Annotated in this window: 18 protein-coding genes; 6 read left to right on the top strand and 12 right to left on the bottom strand. The window is 66.7% G+C overall.

Going from position 1 to position 20173, the window contains the following annotated elements; genetic code table 11:
• The first annotated feature begins 1 nt into the window (after nucleotide 1).
• The 4 genes from pgeF (at nucleotide 2) to PT85_RS09215 (ending at nucleotide 4564) form a co-directional block, all read left to right on the top strand.
• Nucleotides 2-730, top strand: coding sequence for a peptidoglycan editing factor PgeF (gene pgeF / locus PT85_RS09230; protein ID WP_027590548.1), 729 nt, complete (start codon nucleotides 2-4; stop codon nucleotides 728-730).
• 229 nt (nucleotides 731-959) lie between these two features.
• Nucleotides 960-3524 carry an ATP-dependent chaperone ClpB gene (gene clpB, locus PT85_RS09225; RefSeq protein WP_027590549.1) on the top strand — a complete coding sequence of 855 codons (2565 nt, stop codon included), beginning with the start codon at nucleotides 960-962 and terminating at the stop codon, nucleotides 3522-3524.
• 97 nt (nucleotides 3525-3621) lie between these two features.
• Nucleotides 3622-4164 carry a hydrolase gene (locus tag PT85_RS09220; RefSeq protein ID WP_039606487.1) on the top strand — a complete coding sequence of 181 codons (543 nt, stop codon included), beginning with the start codon at nucleotides 3622-3624 and terminating at the stop codon, nucleotides 4162-4164.
• A gap of 94 nt (nucleotides 4165-4258) precedes the next feature.
• Entirely contained in the window at nucleotides 4259-4564 is a 306-nt protein-coding gene (locus PT85_RS09215; protein ID WP_139182057.1) for a hypothetical protein, read from the top strand.
• Between the two features lie 131 nt (nucleotides 4565-4695).
• Here PT85_RS09215 and rlmF read toward each other — a convergent pair whose 3' ends face one another.
• From rlmF to PT85_RS09165, 10 genes are all read right to left on the bottom strand, one after another.
• Nucleotides 4696-5655 (bottom strand): 23S rRNA (adenine(1618)-N(6))-methyltransferase RlmF, encoded by a 960-nt coding sequence (gene rlmF, locus PT85_RS09210; RefSeq protein ID WP_039606486.1) that lies wholly within the window; start codon nucleotides 5653-5655, stop codon nucleotides 4696-4698.
• Between the two features lie 130 nt (nucleotides 5656-5785).
• Nucleotides 5786-6640, bottom strand: coding sequence for an SPFH domain-containing protein (locus PT85_RS09205; RefSeq protein ID WP_039560811.1), 855 nt, complete (start codon nucleotides 6638-6640; stop codon nucleotides 5786-5788).
• Nucleotides 6641-6651: 11 nt separating this feature from the next.
• Nucleotides 6652-7095: an NfeD family protein gene (locus PT85_RS09200; RefSeq protein ID WP_027590554.1), complete on the bottom strand. Its 444-nt coding sequence runs from the start codon at nucleotides 7093-7095 to the stop codon at nucleotides 6652-6654.
• A 69-nt stretch (nucleotides 7096-7164) separates the two neighbouring features.
• A complete protein-coding gene (locus PT85_RS09195) occupies nucleotides 7165-8994 on the bottom strand; it encodes an SLC13 family permease (protein WP_027590555.1) in 1830 nt (609 codons plus the stop codon).
• Between the two features lie 86 nt (nucleotides 8995-9080).
• A complete protein-coding gene (locus PT85_RS09190; protein ID WP_027590560.1) occupies nucleotides 9081-9377 on the bottom strand; it encodes a winged helix-turn-helix domain-containing protein in 297 nt (98 codons plus the stop codon).
• Nucleotides 9378-9429: 52 nt separating this feature from the next.
• Nucleotides 9430-10809: a sodium:proton antiporter NhaD gene (gene nhaD, locus PT85_RS09185; protein WP_039606485.1), complete on the bottom strand. Its 1380-nt coding sequence runs from the start codon at nucleotides 10807-10809 to the stop codon at nucleotides 9430-9432.
• A gap of 202 nt (nucleotides 10810-11011) precedes the next feature.
• Nucleotides 11012-13846 carry a valine--tRNA ligase gene (locus tag PT85_RS09180; protein ID WP_039606484.1) on the bottom strand — a complete coding sequence of 945 codons (2835 nt, stop codon included), beginning with the start codon at nucleotides 13844-13846 and terminating at the stop codon, nucleotides 11012-11014.
• A 110-nt stretch (nucleotides 13847-13956) separates the two neighbouring features.
• The gene (locus tag PT85_RS09175) at nucleotides 13957-14286 is read right to left on the bottom strand and encodes a DNA polymerase III subunit chi (protein ID WP_234702687.1); all 330 of its coding nucleotides are present in this window, start codon (nucleotides 14284-14286) and stop codon (nucleotides 13957-13959) included.
• Between the two features lie 16 nt (nucleotides 14287-14302).
• Nucleotides 14303-14722, bottom strand: coding sequence for a DNA polymerase III subunit chi (locus PT85_RS09170; protein ID WP_039606483.1), 420 nt, complete (start codon nucleotides 14720-14722; stop codon nucleotides 14303-14305).
• Nucleotides 14723-14777: 55 nt separating this feature from the next.
• Entirely contained in the window at nucleotides 14778-16265 is a 1488-nt protein-coding gene (locus tag PT85_RS09165; protein ID WP_027590564.1) for a leucyl aminopeptidase, read from the bottom strand.
• A 143-nt stretch (nucleotides 16266-16408) separates the two neighbouring features.
• On the opposite strand from PT85_RS09165, the gene lptF reads away from it, so the two are divergent.
• Entirely contained in the window at nucleotides 16409-17515 is a 1107-nt protein-coding gene (gene lptF / locus PT85_RS09160; RefSeq protein ID WP_027590565.1) for an LPS export ABC transporter permease LptF, read from the top strand.
• Nucleotides 17512-18570: an LPS export ABC transporter permease LptG gene (gene lptG / locus PT85_RS09155; RefSeq protein ID WP_027590566.1), complete on the top strand. Its 1059-nt coding sequence runs from the start codon at nucleotides 17512-17514 to the stop codon at nucleotides 18568-18570. Before lptF ends, lptG begins: the two co-directional genes overlap by 4 nt.
• A gap of 10 nt (nucleotides 18571-18580) precedes the next feature.
• On the opposite strand, the gene PT85_RS09150 is transcribed toward lptG, so the two are convergent.
• The gene (locus tag PT85_RS09150) at nucleotides 18581-19663 is read right to left on the bottom strand and encodes a calcium/sodium antiporter (RefSeq protein ID WP_039606482.1); all 1083 of its coding nucleotides are present in this window, start codon (nucleotides 19661-19663) and stop codon (nucleotides 18581-18583) included.
• A 97-nt stretch (nucleotides 19664-19760) separates the two neighbouring features.
• A complete protein-coding gene (locus tag PT85_RS09145) occupies nucleotides 19761-20168 on the bottom strand; it encodes a septal ring lytic transglycosylase RlpA family protein (RefSeq protein WP_037008957.1) in 408 nt (135 codons plus the stop codon).
• Between the last annotated feature and the right edge of the window lie 5 nt (nucleotides 20169-20173).

Raw genomic sequence — 20173 nt, 5'->3', positions numbered from 1 at the left:
GATGACCGACTGGCTGGTCCCCGACTGGCCGGCGCCGGCCGGCGTACGCGCCTGCGTGACGACCCGCAGCGGCGGCATCAGCCAGTCGCCGTTCGACAGTTTCAACCTCGGCGATCACGTGAATGACGATCCGCAGGCGGTGGCCGAGAACCGCCGCCGCCTGCGGGACGCCCTCGACTGCCAGCCTGCCTGGTTGAGCCAGGTGCATGGCATCCGCGCGGTGGAAGCCGATCCCGCCCGCGTCCAGGAAGCTGATGCCAGCTGGAGCGCCACGCCGGGCGTGGCCTGCGCCATCCTGACCGCCGACTGTCTGCCCGCGCTGTTCTGCGACCGCGCCGGTACCCGCGTGGCAGCGGCGCATGCCGGCTGGCGCGGGCTGGCCGGCGGCATGCTGGAAGCCACCCTCGATGCGCTGGATTGCCTGCCCGGAGAGGTGCTGGTCTGGCTCGGCCCGGCCATCGGGCCGGAGGCGTTCGAAGTGGGGCCGGAAGTGCGCGAGGCCTTCCTGGTTGGACATCCGCAAGCGGACGCGGCGTTCCGGCCGAGCGCCAATTCCGGCAAGTACCTGGCCGATCTTTATCAGTTGGCGCGCATCCGCCTGGCCGCGCGCGGCGTCACCGCCGTGTATGGCGGCGGGTTGTGCACCTGGAGCGACCCACGCTTCTACTCGTACCGCCGCGCCGCGCGTACCGGGCGTTTCGCCTCGCTGATCTGGCTGGCGCCGCGATAACAGGCACCGCTGCCGATTGTGTAGGGGCCGAGCCGCGATGCGCTTGTGCAGGCGCCACCCAGGAGCTCGCGACTGAAGTCGCTCCTACAGTTGACCCTGCAGCTTCTCGGCACCTGCGACCTGGCGTCACGGCTCGCCCGGCGCCCTTGAATCCTTGGGCATCATCCTCATCTAAGGAGCATCCACGGGCCGTTCACCGCCCGCTCGCTTCTCAATGAGGAACCTCTTCATGCGTATCGATCGTTTGACCAGCAAGCTGCAGCTCGCGCTGTCCGACGCGCAGTCCATCGCGGTGGGCTTCGATCACCCGGCCATCGAACCGCTGCACCTGATGCAGGCGCTGCTGGAGCAGCAGGGCGGCTCGATCAAGCCGCTGCTGATGCAGGTCGGTTTCGACGTCAACAGCCTGCGCCAGGCGCTGACCCGCGAGCTCGACCAGTTGCCCAAGCTGCAGAACCCCACCGGCGACATGAACCTGTCCCAGGACCTGGCGCGCCTGCTCAACCAGGCTGACCGCCTGGCCCAGCAGAAGGGCGACCAGTACATCTCCAGCGAACTGGTGCTGCTCGCCGCGCTGGACGAGAACACCAAGCTTGGCAAGTTGCTGCTCGGCCAGGGCGTGAGCAAGAAAGCGCTGGAGAACGCCGTCACCAACCTGCGCGGCGGCGCTGCGGTCAACGATCCCAACGCCGAGGAAGCGCGCCAGGCGCTGGACAAGTACACCGTCGACATGACCAAGCGCGCCGAGGAAGGCAAGCTCGACCCGGTGATCGGCCGCGACGACGAGATCCGCCGCACCATCCAGGTACTGCAGCGCCGCACCAAGAACAACCCGGTGCTGATTGGCGAACCCGGCGTGGGCAAGACCGCCATCGTCGAGGGCCTGGCCCAGCGCATCGTCAACGGCGAGGTGCCGGACGGCCTGAGGGACAAGCGCCTGCTGTCGCTGGACATGGGCGCGCTGATCGCCGGCGCCAAGTTCCGCGGCGAGTTCGAGGAACGCCTGAAGGCGGTGCTCAACGAGCTGGCCAAGCAGGAAGGTCGGGTGATCCTGTTCATCGACGAGCTGCACACCATGGTCGGCGCCGGCAAGGCCGAGGGCGCCATGGACGCCGGCAACATGCTCAAGCCGGCCCTGGCCCGTGGCGAGCTGCACTGCGTGGGTGCCACCACGCTGGACGAGTATCGCCAGTACATCGAGAAGGACGCCGCCCTGGAGCGCCGCTTCCAGAAGGTGCTGGTCGACGAGCCCAGCGAGGAGGACACCATCGCCATCCTGCGCGGCCTCAAGGAGCGCTACGAGGTGCACCATGGGGTGACCATCACCGACGGCGCGATCATCGCGGCCGCCAAGCTCAGTCACCGCTACATCACCGACCGCCAGCTGCCGGACAAGGCCATCGACCTGATCGATGAGGCCGGCAGCCGCATCCGCATGGAAATCGACTCCAAGCCCGAGGAGCTGGACCGCCTGGATCGCCGCCTGATTCAGCTGAAGATCGAGCGCGAGGCGCTGAAGAAGGAAGACGACGAGGCCACCAGGAAGCGCCTGGAGAAACTCGAGGACGACATCGCCAAGCTGGAGAAGGAATACGCCGACCTGGAGGAAATCTGGAAGTCGGAGAAGGCCGAGGTGCAGGGCACCGCGCAGATCCAGCAGAAGATCGAGGTGGCTCGCCAGGAAATGGAGGCCGCGCGGCGCAAGGGCGACCTGGAAGCCATGGCGCGCATCCAGTACCAGACCATTCCCGACCTGGAACGCAGCTTGCAGATGGCCGAGCAGCATGGCCAGGTGGAAAAGCAGCTGCTGCGCAACAAGGTCACCGACGAGGAAATCGCCGAGGTGGTCTCCAAGTGGACCGGCATCCCGGTGGCCAAGATGCTGGAAGGCGAGCGCGAGAAGCTGCTGAAGATGGAAGACATGCTGCACCAGCGCGTCATCGGCCAGCACGAGGCGGTGGTCGCGGTGGCCAACGCGGTGCGCCGCTCGCGCGCCGGCCTGGCCGACCCGAACCGTCCTAGCGGTTCGTTCCTGTTCCTCGGCCCGACCGGCGTGGGCAAGACCGAGCTGTGCAAGGCGCTGGCCGAGTTTCTCTTCGACACCGAGGAGGCGATGATCCGTATCGACATGTCCGAGTTTATGGAGAAGCACGCCGTGGCTCGCCTGATCGGCGCGCCGCCCGGCTATGTCGGCTACGAGGAAGGCGGCTATCTGACCGAGGCGGTACGCCGCAAGCCGTACTCCGTGGTGCTGCTGGACGAGGTGGAGAAGGCCCACCCGGACGTGTTCAACATCCTGCTGCAGGTGCTGGAAGACGGCCGGCTGACCGACAGCCATGGCCGCACCGTGGATTTCCGCAACACGGTGGTGGTGATGACCTCCAACCTCGGCTCGGCGCAGATCCAGGAACTGGTCGGCGACCCGGACGCGCAGCGCGCGGCGGTGCTGGATGCCGTCAGCCATCACTTCCGGCCGGAGTTCATCAACCGCATCGACGAGGTGGTGGTGTTCGACCCGCTGGCCCGCGAGCAGATCGCCGGCATCGCGCAGATCCAGCTGGGCCGCCTGCGCCAGCGCCTGGCCGAGCGCGAGCTGAGCCTGGAGCTCTCCGACGAGGCCATCGACAAGCTGATCGCGGTCGGCTACGACCCCGTATACGGCGCCCGCCCGCTCAAGCGCGCCATCCAGCGCTGGATCGAGAACCCGCTGGCGCAGCGCATCCTGGCCGGCGACTTCGCACCCGGCGCGGTGGTGCAGGCCAAGGTGGAGGGAGACGAGATCGTCTTTGCCTAACCTGTTTCGTCTACGACCAATGAACAACGGGGGCCTCTGGCCCCCGTTTTCGTCTGCGGGCATGCTGCAGGTTCAATTTTGCCTTGGAGACCTGCCCATGCTGATGCGCGCCGACCGTTCGACCCTGCTGGTCATCGATATCCAGGAACGCCTGTGCCCGGCCCTGCACGAGGCCGAGGCGCTGGTGGACAACAGCGCCTGGCTGATCCGTGTGGCGCGCAAGCTGAACGTGCCGGTGCTGGTCAGCGAGCAGTACCCGAAGGGGCTGGGCCCGACCGTGGCGGCCTTGCAGCCGTTGCTGGAGGGCGTGACGCCGGTGGAAAAGGTGCGCTTTTCCACCGCCCGGGAAGCGGCGCTGCTGGCCCAGCCCGGCGGCGAGCGTGAGCAGTTCGTGGTGTGTGGTGCGGAGACCCACGTCTGCGTGCTGCAGACGGTGCTGGAACTGCTGGAAGCCGGCCGGCAGGTGTTCGTGGTCGAGGAGGCGGTGACCTCGCGCACGCCGGCCAACAAGCAGCTGGCGCTGGCGCGCATGCGGCAGGCCGGCGCGCAGATCGTCTCGGGCGAGATGGTGGCCTTCGAGTGGATGGAACGGGCGGGGACCGAGACGTTCAAGGAAATCAGCCGGACGCTGATTCGCTGAACTGCCAAAGAGTTGGCGATATCGCGCCGATATCATGGCAGGCTTCTTGCTGGCGCACGGACTAACGTCAATCCCTGCACCATTTGGAGGCACGATGAGGCCTGTTCCGTTGCACAGCCCTTGGCGCGACCGTCGCCACCGACTCTATGCACTGCTCGTCTGGATGCTGGTCGGCCTGCTGCTGACCCGTCCGCAGACCCAGACCGGTGTTTTCATCGCGCTGGGTGTCTTTCCGCTGCTGGGCATCCTGGCCTTGCTGCTGCACCGCTGGTGGATCAATCGTTTCGCCCGCAGCAACCTGATGCACGCCATCTACGTCGGGCTGGTCATGCTGGTGAGTGGCGGGGTGTTCGAAGCCATCCAACTGCTGCGGCCCTACCTGGGCGAACATTTTCTCTGACGCGCCGCAGGCGCGCCGTGCCCGGCGCGCGCGATGGTGGACAGGAGAAACGCTGTCCGCCCTACGGGTCCGCGCCGTTTCGTAGTGTGGATCGCGCTCCACCGATCCACCATGCGCGCCGTCAGGCAGCGCTAGCCGCCTTCTCCGCCCTGCCAGCCCTTGCGCCAGGCCTCGCGCTGCTTGGGCGTCAGGAAGGTCCATGACACGAAGCGGCTTTGCTTCTGGCCCTGCGCCATCGGCGTGATGCGGATATCGCGCGCGCCCAGCGCTTGCAGGCGGCTCTCCAGGCCCGGCAGGTTGCCCGCCTTGGACACCAGCGTGCTGAAGCGGTAGACCTGCGTGGCGAACTGCGCGCTTTCATGGGCCAGCGTGTCGATGAACGCCGCTTCGCCCCCGGGACAGTGCAGCTCGTTGCTCTGCCCACCGAAGTTGAGCACCGGCAGGGCACGCTTGGGGTCCAGCTTGCCGAGGTTGCGCCACTTGCGCCGGCTGCCGCTCAGCGCTTCGTCCGCCGAGGCGTGGAACGGCGGGTTGCACAGGGTCAGGTCAAAGCGCTCGTCCGGCTGGATCACGCCCTGGAAGATATGTGCGGGGTCGGCCTGCTGGCGCAGCTCGATACGTTCCTGCAGGCGATTGGCACGCAGGATCTCCGCCGCCGCCTTAAGCGCGGTGGCATCGATGTCCGCACCGACGAAACGCCAGCCGTATTCATGCAGGCCGATCAGCGGGTAGACGCAGTTGGCGCCGCTGCCCACATCCAGCACCCGAATCCGCGGGCCCTCTGGGATGCGGTTGCCGTTGTCGCCGGCCAGCAGATCGGCCAGGCCGTGCAGGTAATCGGCGCGGCCGGGAATGGGCGGGCACAGGTAACCGGCCGGAATGTCCCAGTGGCGCAGGCCGTAGTGCTGGCGCAGCAGCGCGCGGTTGAACACCTTCACCGCTTCGGGATTGGCGAAGTCGATGCTCGGCTTGCCATAAGGATTGGTGATGACGAAACGCGCCAGTTCCGGACAGATTTTGATCAGGGCGGGAAAGTCGTAGCGTCCCTGGTGGCGGTTGCGTGGGTGCAGGGCGGGGGCAGCGGTGGACATCGGGAAACATCGGCGGGCGGATAGGGCGGCGATTTTCCCATATCCATGCGGGTGGAGGGGAGCGTCGCTCGCTCGTGGGTGCGCCCCCTCTACCCGGCCCTCTCCCGCGAGGGGAGAGGGGGAAGCCGACTCAGCCGCGCTTGCCCAGCACGCCGCGCAGGGTTTCCTGGATATCGGCGGGGATCAGCACGGTCTTGGCGTTGGTGCTCTTGCTTAGGCCTTCCATGGCGGCGATGTACTTCTCGCCGAGCAGGAACATCATCGGGCCGGTTTCGTTGCCGATGGCCGAGGTCACGCGACGAATCGCCTCGGCCGACGATTCCGCCAGGGTCACCTGGGCATCGGCGTCGCGCTTGGCCGATTCCAGGCGGGCCTCGGCCTCCAGGATCGCCGCCTGCTTGGCGCCTTCGGCGCGGGTCACGGTGGCCTTGCGCTCACGCTCGGCGGCGGCCTGCATTTCCATGGCGCGCTGCATGGATTCGGACGGCTTGATGTCCTGGATCTCCACCGACTTCACGGTCAGGCCCCAGTCCACGGCCTCGTCGGCGATGCTCTCGCGCAGGCGGGCCTTGATCTTGTCGCGCGAGGACAGCGCCTCGTCCAGCTCCATCTCGCCGACGATCGAACGCAGCGTGGTCATGATCAGGTTGCGGATCGCCTCGGAGAAATCGGTCACCCCGTATACCGCCTTCACCGGATCGGTGACCTTCACGAAGGCGATGGCGTTGGTGAGGATCACCGCGTTGTCGCGGGTAATCACTTCCTGCTCCTGCACGTCGAGGATGATGTCCTTGGTCACCAGCTTGTAGGCCACCCGATCCAGATAGGGAATCAGGATGTTCAGCCCCGGTCGTAGCGTGCTGTGGTACTTGCCCAGGCGCTCGACCACCCATTCCTCACCCTGCGCCACCAGGCGCACACCTTTGGCGACGGTGACCAGAATGAACACCAGCAGCACTACCGCAACGATCAATCCTTCATTCATGGATCTACTCCTTAAGCCTTGGCAACCTTGAGAAAACTGCCTTCCACGGAAATCACCCGCACGCGCTCACCGGCGGCAATTGCGGATTCGGCCACGCAGGCCCATTCATCGGCGCCGAGGATCGGGCGCTGGAAGCGCACCTTGCCGCGCTGGAACGGCTCGACCGCGCCGACCAGCAGGCCGACTTCGCCCAGCACCGTGCCGTCGGCGGTGCCGATCAGGGTCTTGTGCCGGTCGCGGCGGAACACCTTGAACCACAGCGCCACCATGGCCAGCGAGGCCAGCCCCCAGACCAGCAGCTGCGTGGTCAGCGCCAGAGCGCCGGCCAGCAGCATCAGCAGGCCGACCAGCAGCGCGCCCAGGCCGAACCAGAGTACGAAGAAGGCGGGGATCGCCAGCTCCAGCAGGATCAGCAGCACGCCGCCGACCACCCAGTACCACCATTCGATCGTCATCGTTTCCCTCCGGGATGAATCGCCCGCGCAGCCTACCAGTTCGACCGCCGCATCGCCCGTCGCAGACGCTTACAGCGGAAACACCAGCGGCACCAGCAGTACCGTCACCAGCATCACCAGCAGGGTGAAGGGAACGCCGATCTTCACGAAATCGCCGAAGCGATAGCGGCCCGGTCCGAGCACCAGGGTGTTCACCGGTGAGGAGATCGGTGTCATGAACGCCGCCGAGGCGGCCAGCGCCACGGTCATGGCGAAGGGGTAGGGCGACACACCCAGCTGTTGGGCCAACGAAAGCGCAACGGGCGCCATCAGCACGGCGGTGGCGGTGTTGGAGATGAACAGCCCGGTCAGCGCCGTGACGGTGAACAGGCAGGCCAGCAGCACCTGCGGGCCGGCGTCGCCGAGCAGCGCAAGCAGGCCGTCCACCGCCAGCGCGATACCGCCGGTCTTCTGCAGGGCCAGGGCAAACGGCAGCATGCCGACGATCAGCACCAGGCTCGGCCAGTGGATGGACTTGTAGGCGCTGTCCATGTCGATGCAGCGGAAGGCGCCCATCAGCAGGCAGGCCAGCAGCGCGGCCAGGGCATTGGGCACCAGGCCGCTGACCATCAGCAGGATCATCACCGTCAGGCTGAACAGCGCGTGCGGCGCGCGGTCGCCGGCCGGCACCACCTCGTTCACTTCCATCGGCAGGCTGAGCACCAGGAAGTCACGGGACAGGCCATGCAAACGGTCGATGTTCTTCCAGGACCCGGCGACCAGCAGGGTGTCGCCAGGGCGCAGCTTGTCGTCGACCAGCACGCCTTCCAGCGCTTCGCGGTTGCGGCGCAGGCCCACCACGTTGAGCTGATGGCGGCTGCGGAAGCCCAGCTCCTGGATGGTCTTGCCCGGCAGCGTCGATTCCGGCGGCAGCGCTACCTCCGCCAGGCCCAGCTCATGGGCGTGGTCCGCGTAGTAGGAACTCTTCAGTTGCAGTGGCGCCAGGCCCAGCTCGTCATAGGCGCCCAGCAGGGCGATGGCGGGGCTGGCCAGGTCGACCAGCAGGATGTCGCCGGCCTGCAGGTTGGTGCTGCCGGTGGCCATCATCAGTTGGTTGCGGAAGCGCCCGTGGCGTTCGACGGCGATCACGTTGATGCCGTACTGGCTGCGCAGCTCCAGCTCGTTGAGCAGGCGGCCGGCCAGCGGCGACTCCGGCAGCACCCGCAGGCGCCGCTCGCGTTCGGAAAGCCGGTAGTCGCGCGCCAGATCGGCCAGGGTATGGCGCGAGCGGTCGCCGGCCGACTGGCCGTCGTCGCTGCGCAACCAGCGCCGGGCGAACAGCATGTAGCCGATGCCCAGCGCCAGGATGGCGAGGCCTATGGGGGTGAAGGCGAAGAAATCGAAACCGCCCAGCCCGGCGCGGCGCAGCTCGCTGTGCACCACCAGGTTCGGCGGGGTTGCCACCAGTGTCAGCATGCCGCTGATCAGCCCGGCGAAGGCCAGCGGCATCATCAGCCGGCCGGGATTGATGCGCAGCCGCGCGGCGATGCCCATGACGATCGGGATGAAGATCGCCACCACGCCGGTGGAACTCATCACCGAGCCGAGGGTGGCCACCGCCAGCATCAGCAGCACCAGCAGGCGCGTCTCGCTGCTGCCGGCGGTGCGCACCAGCCAGTCGCCCATGCGGTAGGCGATACCGGTGCGCACCAGGCCATCGCCGATGATGAACAGTGCGGCGATCAGCACCACACTCGGGTCGCTGAATCCGGCCAGTGCCTCCGGTACCGTGAGAATGCCCAGCAGTGGCAGCGCCACCATGGCCAGGACGGCTACCACGTCCATGCGCGGTTTATTGCGTACGAACAGTGCGACACAGCAGGTGAGCAGGGCGAGAACCAACAGCAGATCAAGGGTCATGGAGATACGACAAGGAAGGCGTGGCGAAATGCCGGCATACGATACCGGTAACCGGGGTTTTTGGAAGGCCCCGGGTCGCGGGGGTATCAGGGGTAGCCGAGGATGGCCTTCAGTTGCGGCAGATGGTTTTCGATCCAGCGCGGATCGATCGGGCCCCAGTCGCGGATGCGGTAGCGGCCGGCGTTGTGGCGTTCGCCGTCGCCTTGCTCGAAGGTGCAGTCGATGTCCAGCTCGGCCAGTGCCTCCAGGGTGTCCTGGGCGGTGCGGCGCGGCATGCCGGTGGCGGCCATGATGGCCGGCACGCTGCTGGCGGTTTCGCTGTGGATCAGCCAGGCCACGTACAGGCGGCGGTAGAAGCTGGTCTTGGTCTTGCTCGGTGGCATGGAGGTGACTTCCCTGTCAGGCGGGGCGCCGTAGCGCCCCGGAGGAGGAACATCAGAGCATATTGATCGCGAAGTAGGCGGCCGCGCCGGCGGTATACCCGAGGAAGGCCAGCAGAGTGACGCGACGGATGTACCAGAAGAAGCCTATGCGTTCCATGCCCATCGCCGCCACACCAGCCGCAGAGCCGATGATCAGCGAGCTGCCGCCGGTACCGGCGCAGAAGGCCAGCAACTCCCAGAAGCGTCCGTCGGTGACGAACTGGGCGAGCCAACCGCTTTCCTCGGCCGCGGCGGAGGCCAGCATGCCATCGCTGACCAGCGGGTACATCTTCATGGCACCGGCTACCAGCGGCACGTTGTCGACCACGGCAGAAAGCAGGCCGATGGCGTAGTTGATGGCGAAGATGTTGCCCAGGCTGTCGCGCAGCAGAGTGGCAACCTGGGTCAGGTGACCGGCGGTGGCCAGCGAGGATACCGCCAGCAGGATGCCGAGGAAGAACAGGATGCTCGGGGTGTCGACGCGGTGCAGCACGCCGATCACCGACAGCGGGTGCTTGTGCTCGGCGAGCTTGTTGCGGTGCAGCATCTCGGTGGCGACCCACAGCACGCCGAGGCCGAACAGGATGCCCATGTAGGGTGGCAGGCCGGTGACGGTCTTGAACACCGGTACGAACAGTAGGGCGCCCAGACCTAGGGCCAGTACCAGGTTACGCTCGAAGTCGGTGGTGACGGGCGGGTGTTTCTCGCCCAGGTGCTTCTGGCTGCGCGGACGCGGCGCCTCGCCGTGCAGGCGGAAGCTCAGCACGATCAGCGGCACCAGTAGGCAGATCAGGCTGGGAATGAACAGCTGGGTGATCACGCCCTGGGCGCTGATCTGGCCGCCGATCCACAGCATGGTGGTGGTCACGTCACCGATCGGCGACCAGGCGCCGCCGGCGTTGGCGGCGATCACCACGACGCCCACGTACAACCAGCGCTCCGGACGGCCGCGTACCAGCTTGCGCAGCAGCGAGATCATCACGATGGTGGTGGTCAGGTTGTCCAGTACTGCGGACAGGAAGAAGGTCAGCAGGCCGATGATCCACAGCAGCGACACACGCTTGCGGGTGTGGATGCGGTCGGTGATCACCTTGAAGCCGCCGTGGGCGTCGATCAGCTCGACGATGGTCATGGCGCCGAGCAGGAAGAACAGGATCTCGGCGATCTCGCCCAGGTGGTGACGCAGCTCGCCCACCACGAAGACGGAGGAGTCCGCCGGGTTATGGGTGCCGAGCTCCAGCAGCGGCAGGATCTGGTCGGCGCCCAGAACAAGCACCGCCCAGGTGAGGGCGGCGGTGAGGAGGGCCGAGGCGGCCTTGTCGAGCTTGAGCGGATGTTCGAGCGCGATGCACAAATAGCCAACGATAAAGATGGCTGCCATCAGGAGATACATGGACATGACTCCAAAGTGAGGGGATTCGTGCGCGGGAGGCTCGGCTGGCGTGGAGCTGATGAGGTAATAGCCAGGCGCCATCATCCGTCATGGCTGGGCATTATGCCTGTTTGGACGGGTGAGCGAAATTGTCGCAGGTCAAGCGTGCGGTAAAACCCGGAAACAGATCGCGAATCGATCTGCTCCGGGCTTCGGGGGAGGGTTACAGCGTGGCGATGCGCTCGCGCTGTTCAGCCAGCTTGGCCAGGGCCTGTTCGGCCTCGGCCAGCTTGGCGCGCTCCTTGTCGATTACCGCCGGCGGGGCCTTGTCGACGAAGCTGGCGTTGGACAGCTTGCCGCCGACGCGCTGTACCTCGCCCTGCAGGCGGGCAATTTCCTTGTCCAGGCGCGCCAGCTCGGCATCCTTGTCGATCAGCCCGGCCATCGGCACCAGCACGCGCATCTCGCCGACCAGGGCGATGGCGGCCAGCGGCTCGCGCTCCTCGGCGCCCAGTACGCGCACCGATTCCAGCTTGGCCAGCTTGGCCAGCAGTGGCTCGAAGTCGCGCAGGCGGCGGCGATCCTGCTCGCTGGCGTTGGCCAGCACCACGTTGATGCGCTTGGCCATGGAGATGTTCATCTCGCCGCGAATCTGCCGCACGCCGAGCATGAAGGTCTTCACCCAGGCGATGTCGGCCTCGGCATCGGCGTCCAGCCTGGCCTCGTTCGCCACCGGCCAGGGTTGCAGCATCAGGGTCGGGCCTTCCTTGCCGGCCAGGCCCTTGATGCGCTGCCAGATCTCTTCGGTGATGAACGGCATGATCGGATGGGCCAGGCGCAGGATGACTTCCAGCACGCGCACCAGGGTGCGGCGGGTACCGCGCAGGCGCTCGGCGGGCGCGTTCTCGTCCCACAGCACCGGCTTGACCAGCTCCAGGTACCAGGCGCAGTACTCGTCCCAGATGAACTCGTAGAGGGCCTGGGCGGCCAGGTCGAAGCGGAAGGCGTCCAGGTGGCGGGTGACATCGTCCTCGCAGCGCTGCAGCGCGGAGATGATCCAGCGGTCCACGGCGGACAGCTCGACGGGCTCATCGTTGACGCCGCAGTCCTTGCCGTCGGTGTTCTCCAGCACGAAGTTGGTGGCGTTCCATAGCTTGTTGCAGAAGTTGCGGTAGCCCTCGACGCGGCCCATGTCGAACTTGATGTCGCGGCCGGTGGAGGCCAGCGAGCAGAAGGTGAAGCGCAGGGCGTCGGTGCCGTAGCTGGCGATGCCTTCCGGGAACTCGGCGCGGGTCTGCTTGGCGATCTTCTCGGCCAGCTTGGGCTGCATCATGCCGCTGGTGCGCTTGGCCACCAGGGTTTCCAGGTCGATGCCGTCGACGATGTCCAGCGGGTCGAGCACGTTGCCCTTGGACTTGGACATCTTGTGGCCCTGGCTGTCGCGCACCAGGCCATGGACATAGACGGTTTTGAACGGGATCTCGCCCATCAGGTGGGTGGACAGCATGATCATCCGGGCGACCCAGAAGAAGATGATGTCGAAGCCGGTGACCAGCACGTCGGTGGGGTGGAAGGTCTTCAGGAAGTCGGTCTGCTGCGGCCAGCCGAGGGTCGAGAAGGTCCACAGGCCGGAGCTGAACCAGGTGTCCAGCACGTCGTCATCCTGGCGCAGCGCCTCGTCGTTGCGGATGCCGTGCTTCTTGCGCACTTCGGCCTCGTCGCGGCCGACGTAGACGTTGCCCGCTTCGTCATACCAGGCCGGAATGCGGTGACCCCACCACAGCTGGCGGCTGATGCACCAGTCCTGGATGTCGCGCATCCAGCTGAAGTACATGTTCTCGTACTGCTTGGGCACGAACTGGATCTCGCCGGTCTCCACCACGGCGATGGCCTTCTCGGCCAGCGGCTTGGTGGACACGTACCACTGGTCGGTCAGCCAGGGCTCGATGACCGTGCCGGAACGGTCACCCTTGGGCACCTTCAGCGCGTGATCGTCGATCTTCTCCAGCAGGCCCATGGCCTCGAACTCGGCGACGATGGCCTTGCGGGCATCGAAGCGGTCCATGCCGGCATAGGCGGCCGGCAGTTCGGCATCGACGTGCTCGTTGACGCTGCCGTCCAGGTTGAACACCTGGGCGCGCGCCAGCACGGCGGCGTTCTTGTCGAAGATGTTGATCAGCGGCAGGTTGTGACGCTTGCCGACTTCATAGTCGTTGAAGTCGTGGGCCGGGGTGATCTTCACGCAGCCGGTGCCGAACTCGCGGTCGACGTAGTCGTCGGCGACGATGGGAATCAGGCGGTTGACCAGCGGCAGCAGCACGTGGCGGCCGATCAGGTCCTTGTAGCGCTCGTCCTCAGGGTGTACGGCCACGGCGGCGTCGCCGAGCATGGTTTCCGGGCGGGTGGTGGCCACCACCAGGTAGCTCAGCCCTTCGGCGGTCTTCGCGCCCTCGGCCAGCGGATAGCGCAGGTGCCAGAGATGGCCCTTCTCGTCGTGGTTCTCCACTTCCAGGTCGGAAATGGCGGTGTGCAGCTTGGTGTCCCAGTTGACCAGGCGCTTGCCGCGGTAGATCAGGCCGTCCTCGTGCAGGCGCACAAAGGCTTCCTTGACTGCCTCGGACAGGCCTTCGTCCATGGTGAAGCGCTCGCGCGACCAGTCCACCGAGCTGCCCAGGCGACGGATCTGCCGGGTGATGGTGCCACCGGACTGCTCCTTCCATTCCCAGACCTTCTCCAGGAACTTCTCGCGGCCCAGATCATGGCGCGACAGGTTCTGCGCGGCCAGCTGGCGCTCCACCACCATCTGGGTGGCGATGCCGGCGTGGTCGGTGCCCGGCTGCCACAGGGTGTTGCGACCCTGCATGCGGCGGAAGCGGATCAGCGCATCCATGATCGCGTTGTTGAAACCATGGCCCATGTGCAGGCTGCCGGTCACGTTCGGCGGCGGCAGGGCGATGGTGTAGGACTCGCCGGACCCTTGCGGGGCGAAATAGTTGTTCGCCTCCCATTCGGCGTACCAACGGGATTCAATGGCGTGCGGCTGGTAGGTCTTGTCCATGCGGCGGGACCCTTAACGGCTGATCGGAAAAAGCCGGTGAGTATAAGGCAAAGCCGCGATGCCTGTGGGAGCGGCTTTTGCCGCACGAGTTTCCCTGCGGCGCGTTCCCGTTACGACTTCCCGGCGCGGATCAGGGTGCCCATGCGCTGGCGCAGCCGCTTGCGGATTTCGTCCTCGATGCGCGGCAGGTACTCATCCAGCACTTCCTGGAAGACCAGCTCGGCCGCATTGCGCAACTCGTCGTTGCTGCGCCGCTCGGTACTCGGCGCGGCGGCCGGCTTTGGCGGAAGAACGCCCGGCTCGAGCACATCGCTGAGCACGGGAATGCCATCGGCATCCAGGGCATCGGTGAGCAACGGCGGCTCGGGGGCGACCCGAGGGCGTTGCGCGCCCGGACTTTGCAGCGGGGAAGTGGGGCGGGGCGGCGGTTTGCGTTCCATGACGGCTGGTGGACGCTCAGAGTTCGACACGCTGTGGAGCATAGCCGCGTTGGCGGTACTGACGGAAATGTTCCCGGCAGATGGTCAGCAGCTCGGGCGCCTGGTTGACGATCTCGATCACCCGGCTGTAGCGCTCGGGGTCGGCAGGCAGATCGGGGTGCAGGTTGATCAGCAGACCCTGCGCATGGGCCGGTTGCTGGTCGACGCCGATCACCACCGGGGCATCCGCGCCATCCTCGTGGCGGTTGTGGGGGATGAAGCTGGCGCTGCGGTAGCTCCACAGCAGGTTGTCCAGCGCTTCGCAGTCGGCCTCGTCCGCGCCGCGGATGAACACGGTCAGGCCGGCGCGCCAGGCCTTGCCGGCCAGCTGGCAGGCGACCTTGAGGCGCTGGCGCGGATCGCTATCGGGCAGGACGTAGAACTCGACGCGTGGCATGCGGCTTCCGGGTCAGGTGAGGCGGGCGCCGGATCTCGACGCCCGCGCGGGAGGATCAGCCCTCGCTGCGGTCCAGCAGGTACTGGGTCAGCAGCGGGACCGGGCGGCCGGTGGCGCCCTTTTCCTTGCCGCCGCTGATCCACGCGGTGCCGGCGACATCCAGGTGCGCCCAGGGATACGCCTTGGTGAAGCGCGACAGGAAGCAGGCGGCGGTGATGGTGCCGGCCTTCGGGCCGCCGATGTTGGCGATGTCGGCGAACGGACTGTCCAGCTGTTCCTGGTAGTCGTCGAACAGCGGCAGCTGCCAGGCGCGGTCGTCGGCGGCGACGCCGGCGCCCAGCAGCTGCTGCACCAGGGCGTCGTCGTTGCCCATCAGGCCGGAGGTCTGGCTGCCCAGCGCGACGATGCAGGCGCCGGTCAGGGTGGCGATATCCACCACGGCCTTGGGCTTGAAGCGCTCGGCGTAGGTCAGGGTGTCGCACAGCACCAGGCGGCCTTCGGCGTCGGTGTTGAGGATCTCCACGGTCTGCCCGCTCATGGTGGTGACGATGTCGCCCGGGCGGGTGGCGCGGCCGCTCGGCATGTTCTCCGCGCAGGCCAGCAGGCCGACCAGGTTGATCGGCAGGCCGAGTTCCAGCACGGTCTTGAAGGTGCCGAGCACGCTGGCGGCGCCGCACATGTCGTACTTCATCTCGTCCATGCCCGGGCCGGGCTTGAGGCTGATGCCGCCGGTGTCGAAGGTGATGCCCTTGCCGACCAGCACGTAGGGCTGCTCGCTTTTCTTCTTCGCGCCCTGGTACTGCAGGACGATCAGTCGCGGCGGCTGCTCGCTGCCCTGGGCCACGGCGAGGAAGGCGCCCATGCCCAGCTCACGCAGCTTTTTCTCGGTGAGAATTTCGACCTTCAGGTGCTTGTGTTCGACGGCCAGCGCCTCGGCCTGTTCGGCCAGGAAGCTCGGGTGGCACAGGTTCGGCGGCAGGTTGCCCAGATCGCGGGCCAGTGCCATGCCGGCGGCGATGGCGCTGGCCTGGCGGGTGGCGCGCTCGGCGTCATCGGTGGCGGCGGTCAGCAGGGTGATCTTCTTCAGCTTGCGCGGCTTGGCCTTTTCGCTCTTGAAGCGGTCGAATACGTAGTTGCCGTCGGCCAGGCACTCGGCGATCAGGCGGGCGCGGCCGTAGGCGTCGCGGTCCTTGACCTGCACGTCGTCGAAGGCCAGCGCGGCATCGCCGCCGGCCAGTTCCTTGAGCACGCCGAAGGTGGCGCCGAGCACCTTGCGGAACTGCTTGGCGGACAGGGAGTCTTCCTTGCCGCGGCCGACCAGCAGGATGCGCTCGGCCTTGATGTTCGGCAGGCCCTGCAGCAGCAGAGTCTGGCCCGGCTTGCCGGCCAGGTCGCCACGCTTGAGCAGCGCGCCCAGCGCGCCCTCGCTGGCGGTGTCCACCGCACGGGCCTGCTCGCCCAGCTGCTGGTCTTCGCCGACCGCCAGCACCAGCGTGGCGGTCTTCAGGGTTTCCGGGCGGGTATTTTTGACAAGGAATTCCATTGCTGTGTGTCCCCAAGACAAAGGGTCGGCTTTGCAGGATAATCGCCGGCTGATTTCAGTGGCTCGCCGGACGGTGGGCCGGCCCGAGAATGCGGCTAGTGTGAGCGTTGCCGCCCGCGGCTGACAACCCTGGAGTGCCCCGTGTGATCATCTTCCGCTACCTGTCCCGCGAGCTGTTGGTCACCGCCACCGCGGTCAGCGCCGTGCTGCTGGTGATCATCATGAGCGGGCGCTTCATCAAGTACCTGGCACAGGCGGCGCAGGGCATGCTCGACCCCAGCGTGCTGATGTGGGTGATGCTCTATCGCATGCCGGGTTTCCTGCAGTTGATCCTGCCGCTGGGCTTCTTCCTGGCGATCATGCTCAGCTACGGCCGCCTGTACCTGGAAAGCGAAATGGCCGCGCTGTCGGCGTCCGGCATGAGCCAGCAGCGCCTGCTGCTCTACACCCTGGGGCCGGCCGCGCTGCTGGCGCTGGTGGTGGGCTGGCTGTCGCTGGCGCTGGCGCCGACCAGCGCCCAGTCCTCGTGGGAACTGCTGGCGTCGCAGAAGAACCTGAGCGAACTGGAGACGCTGTCCGCGGGGCGCTTCCAGGAGCTGAGCTCCGGCAGCCGGGTGACCTACACCGAGTCCCTGAATGCCGAGCGAACGGTGCTGAACGGCGTGTTCATCACTGAGCGTGACAAGAATGGGCAGATCACCAACCTGGTGGCCGAAACCGGTCGGCAGCTGATCCAGGAGGATGGCCGACGCTATCTGGTTCTGGAGAACGGCTACCGGTACGACGGCGTCCCGGGCCATGCGGATTACCGGGTGCTGCGGTACGACCGCTACGGCGTGCTGCTGCCCAGCCCGGAGGGCGGCCTGACCCCTAATCGCAGCCTGGATGATGATCCCACCGCCAGCCTGTGGGGACACGCCGGCCGGGCCCAGCAGGCGGAGCTGCAGTGGCGTCTGTCGCTGCCGCTCATCGTGCTGGTGATGACCCTGTTCGCCGTGCCGATGGCCAAGGCCAACCCGCGCCAGGGCCGTTACCTCAAGCTGCTGCCGGCGCTGTTTCTGTACATGAGTTATCTCGGCCTGCTGATCGCCATGCGCAGCCAGGTGGAAAAGGGCGGCATCCCCCCGCAGATCGGCCTCTGGTGGGTGCACCTGCTGTTCCTGATCATTGGCGCGCTGATCTTCTTCTGGGAGCCGCTGTCGTTGAAGTGGGCCGCGCTGCGCGCCGCCCGGCAGGAGGGTCGCCCATGAACCGGCTGGATCGTTACATCGGTCGCCAGGTGCTGATGTCCATTCTGGCGGTCCTCGGGGTCCTGTGGGGATTGTCGCTGCTGTTCGCGCTGATCGATGAGCTGGCTTTCATGCGCGGCCAGTACGGCGTGCCCGAGGTGATCGAGTATGTGCTGCTGACTTCGCCACGCCGTCTGTATGAATTGCTTCCGATGGGCGCGCTGATCGGCTGCCTGATCGGCCTGGGCACGCTGGCGAGCAGCAGCGAACTGACGGTGATGCGCGCTTCCGGTGTGCCGCTGGTGCGTATCGTCGGGGCGGTAATGGCGCCGATGCTGCTGCTGATGGTGCTGGGCCTGGCGTTGTCCGAATTCGTGATGCCGAAAACCGAGGTACTCGCCGATTTCAAGCGCGAAATGGCGCGCAACGGTGGTCAGGCGCTGAGCTCCAAGGGGTTGTGGCATCGGGAAGGCAACCAGTACGTGCACATCAACGCCGCGCGCAGCGATGGCGTGATGCTGGGTATCACGCGCTTTACCTTCGATGACGCGCGGGTACTGCGGGAGTCGAGCTTTGCCGCCCGCGCCGAGTTCGTCGGCGATCACTGGGTCCTGCACGAAGTGGTCGGCACGCGTTTCGCCGAGCAGAGCACCGAGGTCATCCGACAGCCCACCGAGATCTGGCGGGTGGAACTGACGCCGCAGCTGGTCGGCACCCTGATCACCGAGCCGGACGCCCTGTCCATCAGTGGCCTGTGGCAGTACGCGCGCTTCCTCGGCGGCCAGGGGCTGGACAACGGCCCCTACTGGCTGGCGTTCTGGGGCAAGGTGCTGCAGCCGCTGATCACCGCCTCGCTGGTGATCCTGGCCATCTCCTTCATCTTCGGCCCGCTGCGCTCGGTGACCCTCGGCCAGCGCATCTTCACCGGCGTGCTGGTGGGCTTCGTGTTCCGCATCATCCAGGACCTGCTCGGCCCGGCCAGTCTGGTATTCGGCTTCTCGCCCCTGCTGGCGGTGGTGCTGCCGGGCGCGGTCTGCGCCCTGATCGGCCTGCGGCTGTTGCAGCGCGCAGGCTGACCTGAAGGATTCAGCGCTGGCGGCGCCAGGCGTTGCCAGCGATCACCAGCAGGGTGACGGCGGTCAGCGGCAGGGCGTAGCCGACCAGGGCATGACCGAGAATGCTGGCTTGCGGCAAGCCGACGCTGAACAGCACCAGATAGCTGGTGTAGGCGACGTAGTAAGCCAGGAACAGAAGGCCTTCCCAGCGGTTGATCCGGTAGCCGACGAAGAACACCGGTAGGCAGGCCACGGCCACGGCGATCATCACCGGGAAATCGAAGGCCAGGGCGTTGGGGGAGACCGAGATCGCCGCAGGCGATACCAGCGAGGCCAGGCCCAGCACGCAGAGCAGGTTGAAGATGTTGCTGCCGACAATGTTGCCTACCGCGATATCGCGCTCGCCCTTGACGGCGGCGATCAGCGAGGTGGCCAGCTCTGGCAGCGAGGTGCCGACCGCGATCACCGTCAGGCCGATGACCAGCTCGGAGAAGCCCAGCGCCCGCGCCAGCGACACGGCACCTTCCACCAGCAGGTTGGCGCCACCCACCAACAGCGCCAGACCGGCGACCAGCAACAGCAGATCGCGGGCCCAGGCGTAGGGCCTGGGTGTCTCGTGCAGGCCGTATTCGGTGCCGAACTCATCGCTGGCACTGCCCGGATCCTTGCGGCTCTGCACGATCAGGAACAGCGTGTAGATCACCACGGCGGCAAACAGCAGGGCGCCGTCGAGGCGGCTCAGCTCGCCATCCCAGGCCAGGGCAAACACCACCAGGCTGGCGCCGATCATGATCGGCACGTCCAGGCGGATCAGCTGGCGCGACACCGTGAGCGGCGCGATCAGCGCGGTGAGGCCGAGGATCAGCAGCACGTTGGCGATATTGCTGCCCACCACGTTGCCGATCGCCAGGTCGCCGCTGCCGGCCAGTGCCGACTGCACGCTGACGGCGGTTTCCGGCGCGCTGGTGCCGAAGGCCACCACGGTCAGGCCGATCACGAGGGGTGAGATGCCGAAGCGCGCGGCCAGGCGCGCGGCGCCCCGTACCAGCAGCTCGGCGCCGATCACCAGCAGGATCAGCCCCGCGATCAGATAGACGAACGTCATCAGACTCATGAATGTGCATCCTGGAAGCGGGCCGGCGGGCCCGAAGGGTTTCGTTCAGCGGGGCCGCGCTTGTGCCGGCCACGCCATCAGGGCGAGAAAAAGGTATTCAATTGCGGCTGGTCAATCGCTCCACGCGCACCTGGGCGACACCGCTGCGCAGCATGTCCAGACGTTTGGCGGCGGCGCGCGACAGATCGATCACCCGTCCCTTGGCATAGGGGCCGCGGTCGTTGATGCGCACCACCACCGACTTGCCGTTCTTCAGGTTGGTGACTTTCACACGCGTGCCGAAGGGCAGGCTGCGATGGGCGGCGGTGAGGTCATGCTGGTCGAAGGGCTCGCCGCTGGCGGTCTTGCGACCGTGAAAGCGGGGGCCATACCAGGAGGCCTTGCCTTCCAGGGTCTTGTGCGGGCTGGCTTCGACCGGGGCGGGAAGCAGCGCGGTGTGCTGGTTGCCGGGGTTGCTGCAGGCGAATAACAGAACGGCGCTGAGCAGGATAAAGAGATAACGCATGCGAG

Origin of the sequence: Pseudomonas flexibilis (assembly GCF_000806415.1) — a bacterium.
GTDB lineage: Bacteria > Pseudomonadota > Gammaproteobacteria > Pseudomonadales > Pseudomonadaceae > Serpens > Serpens flexibilis.
Note: the sequence above shows the minus strand (reverse complement) of the source record. Positions and strands in the feature narration are given on the sequence as shown.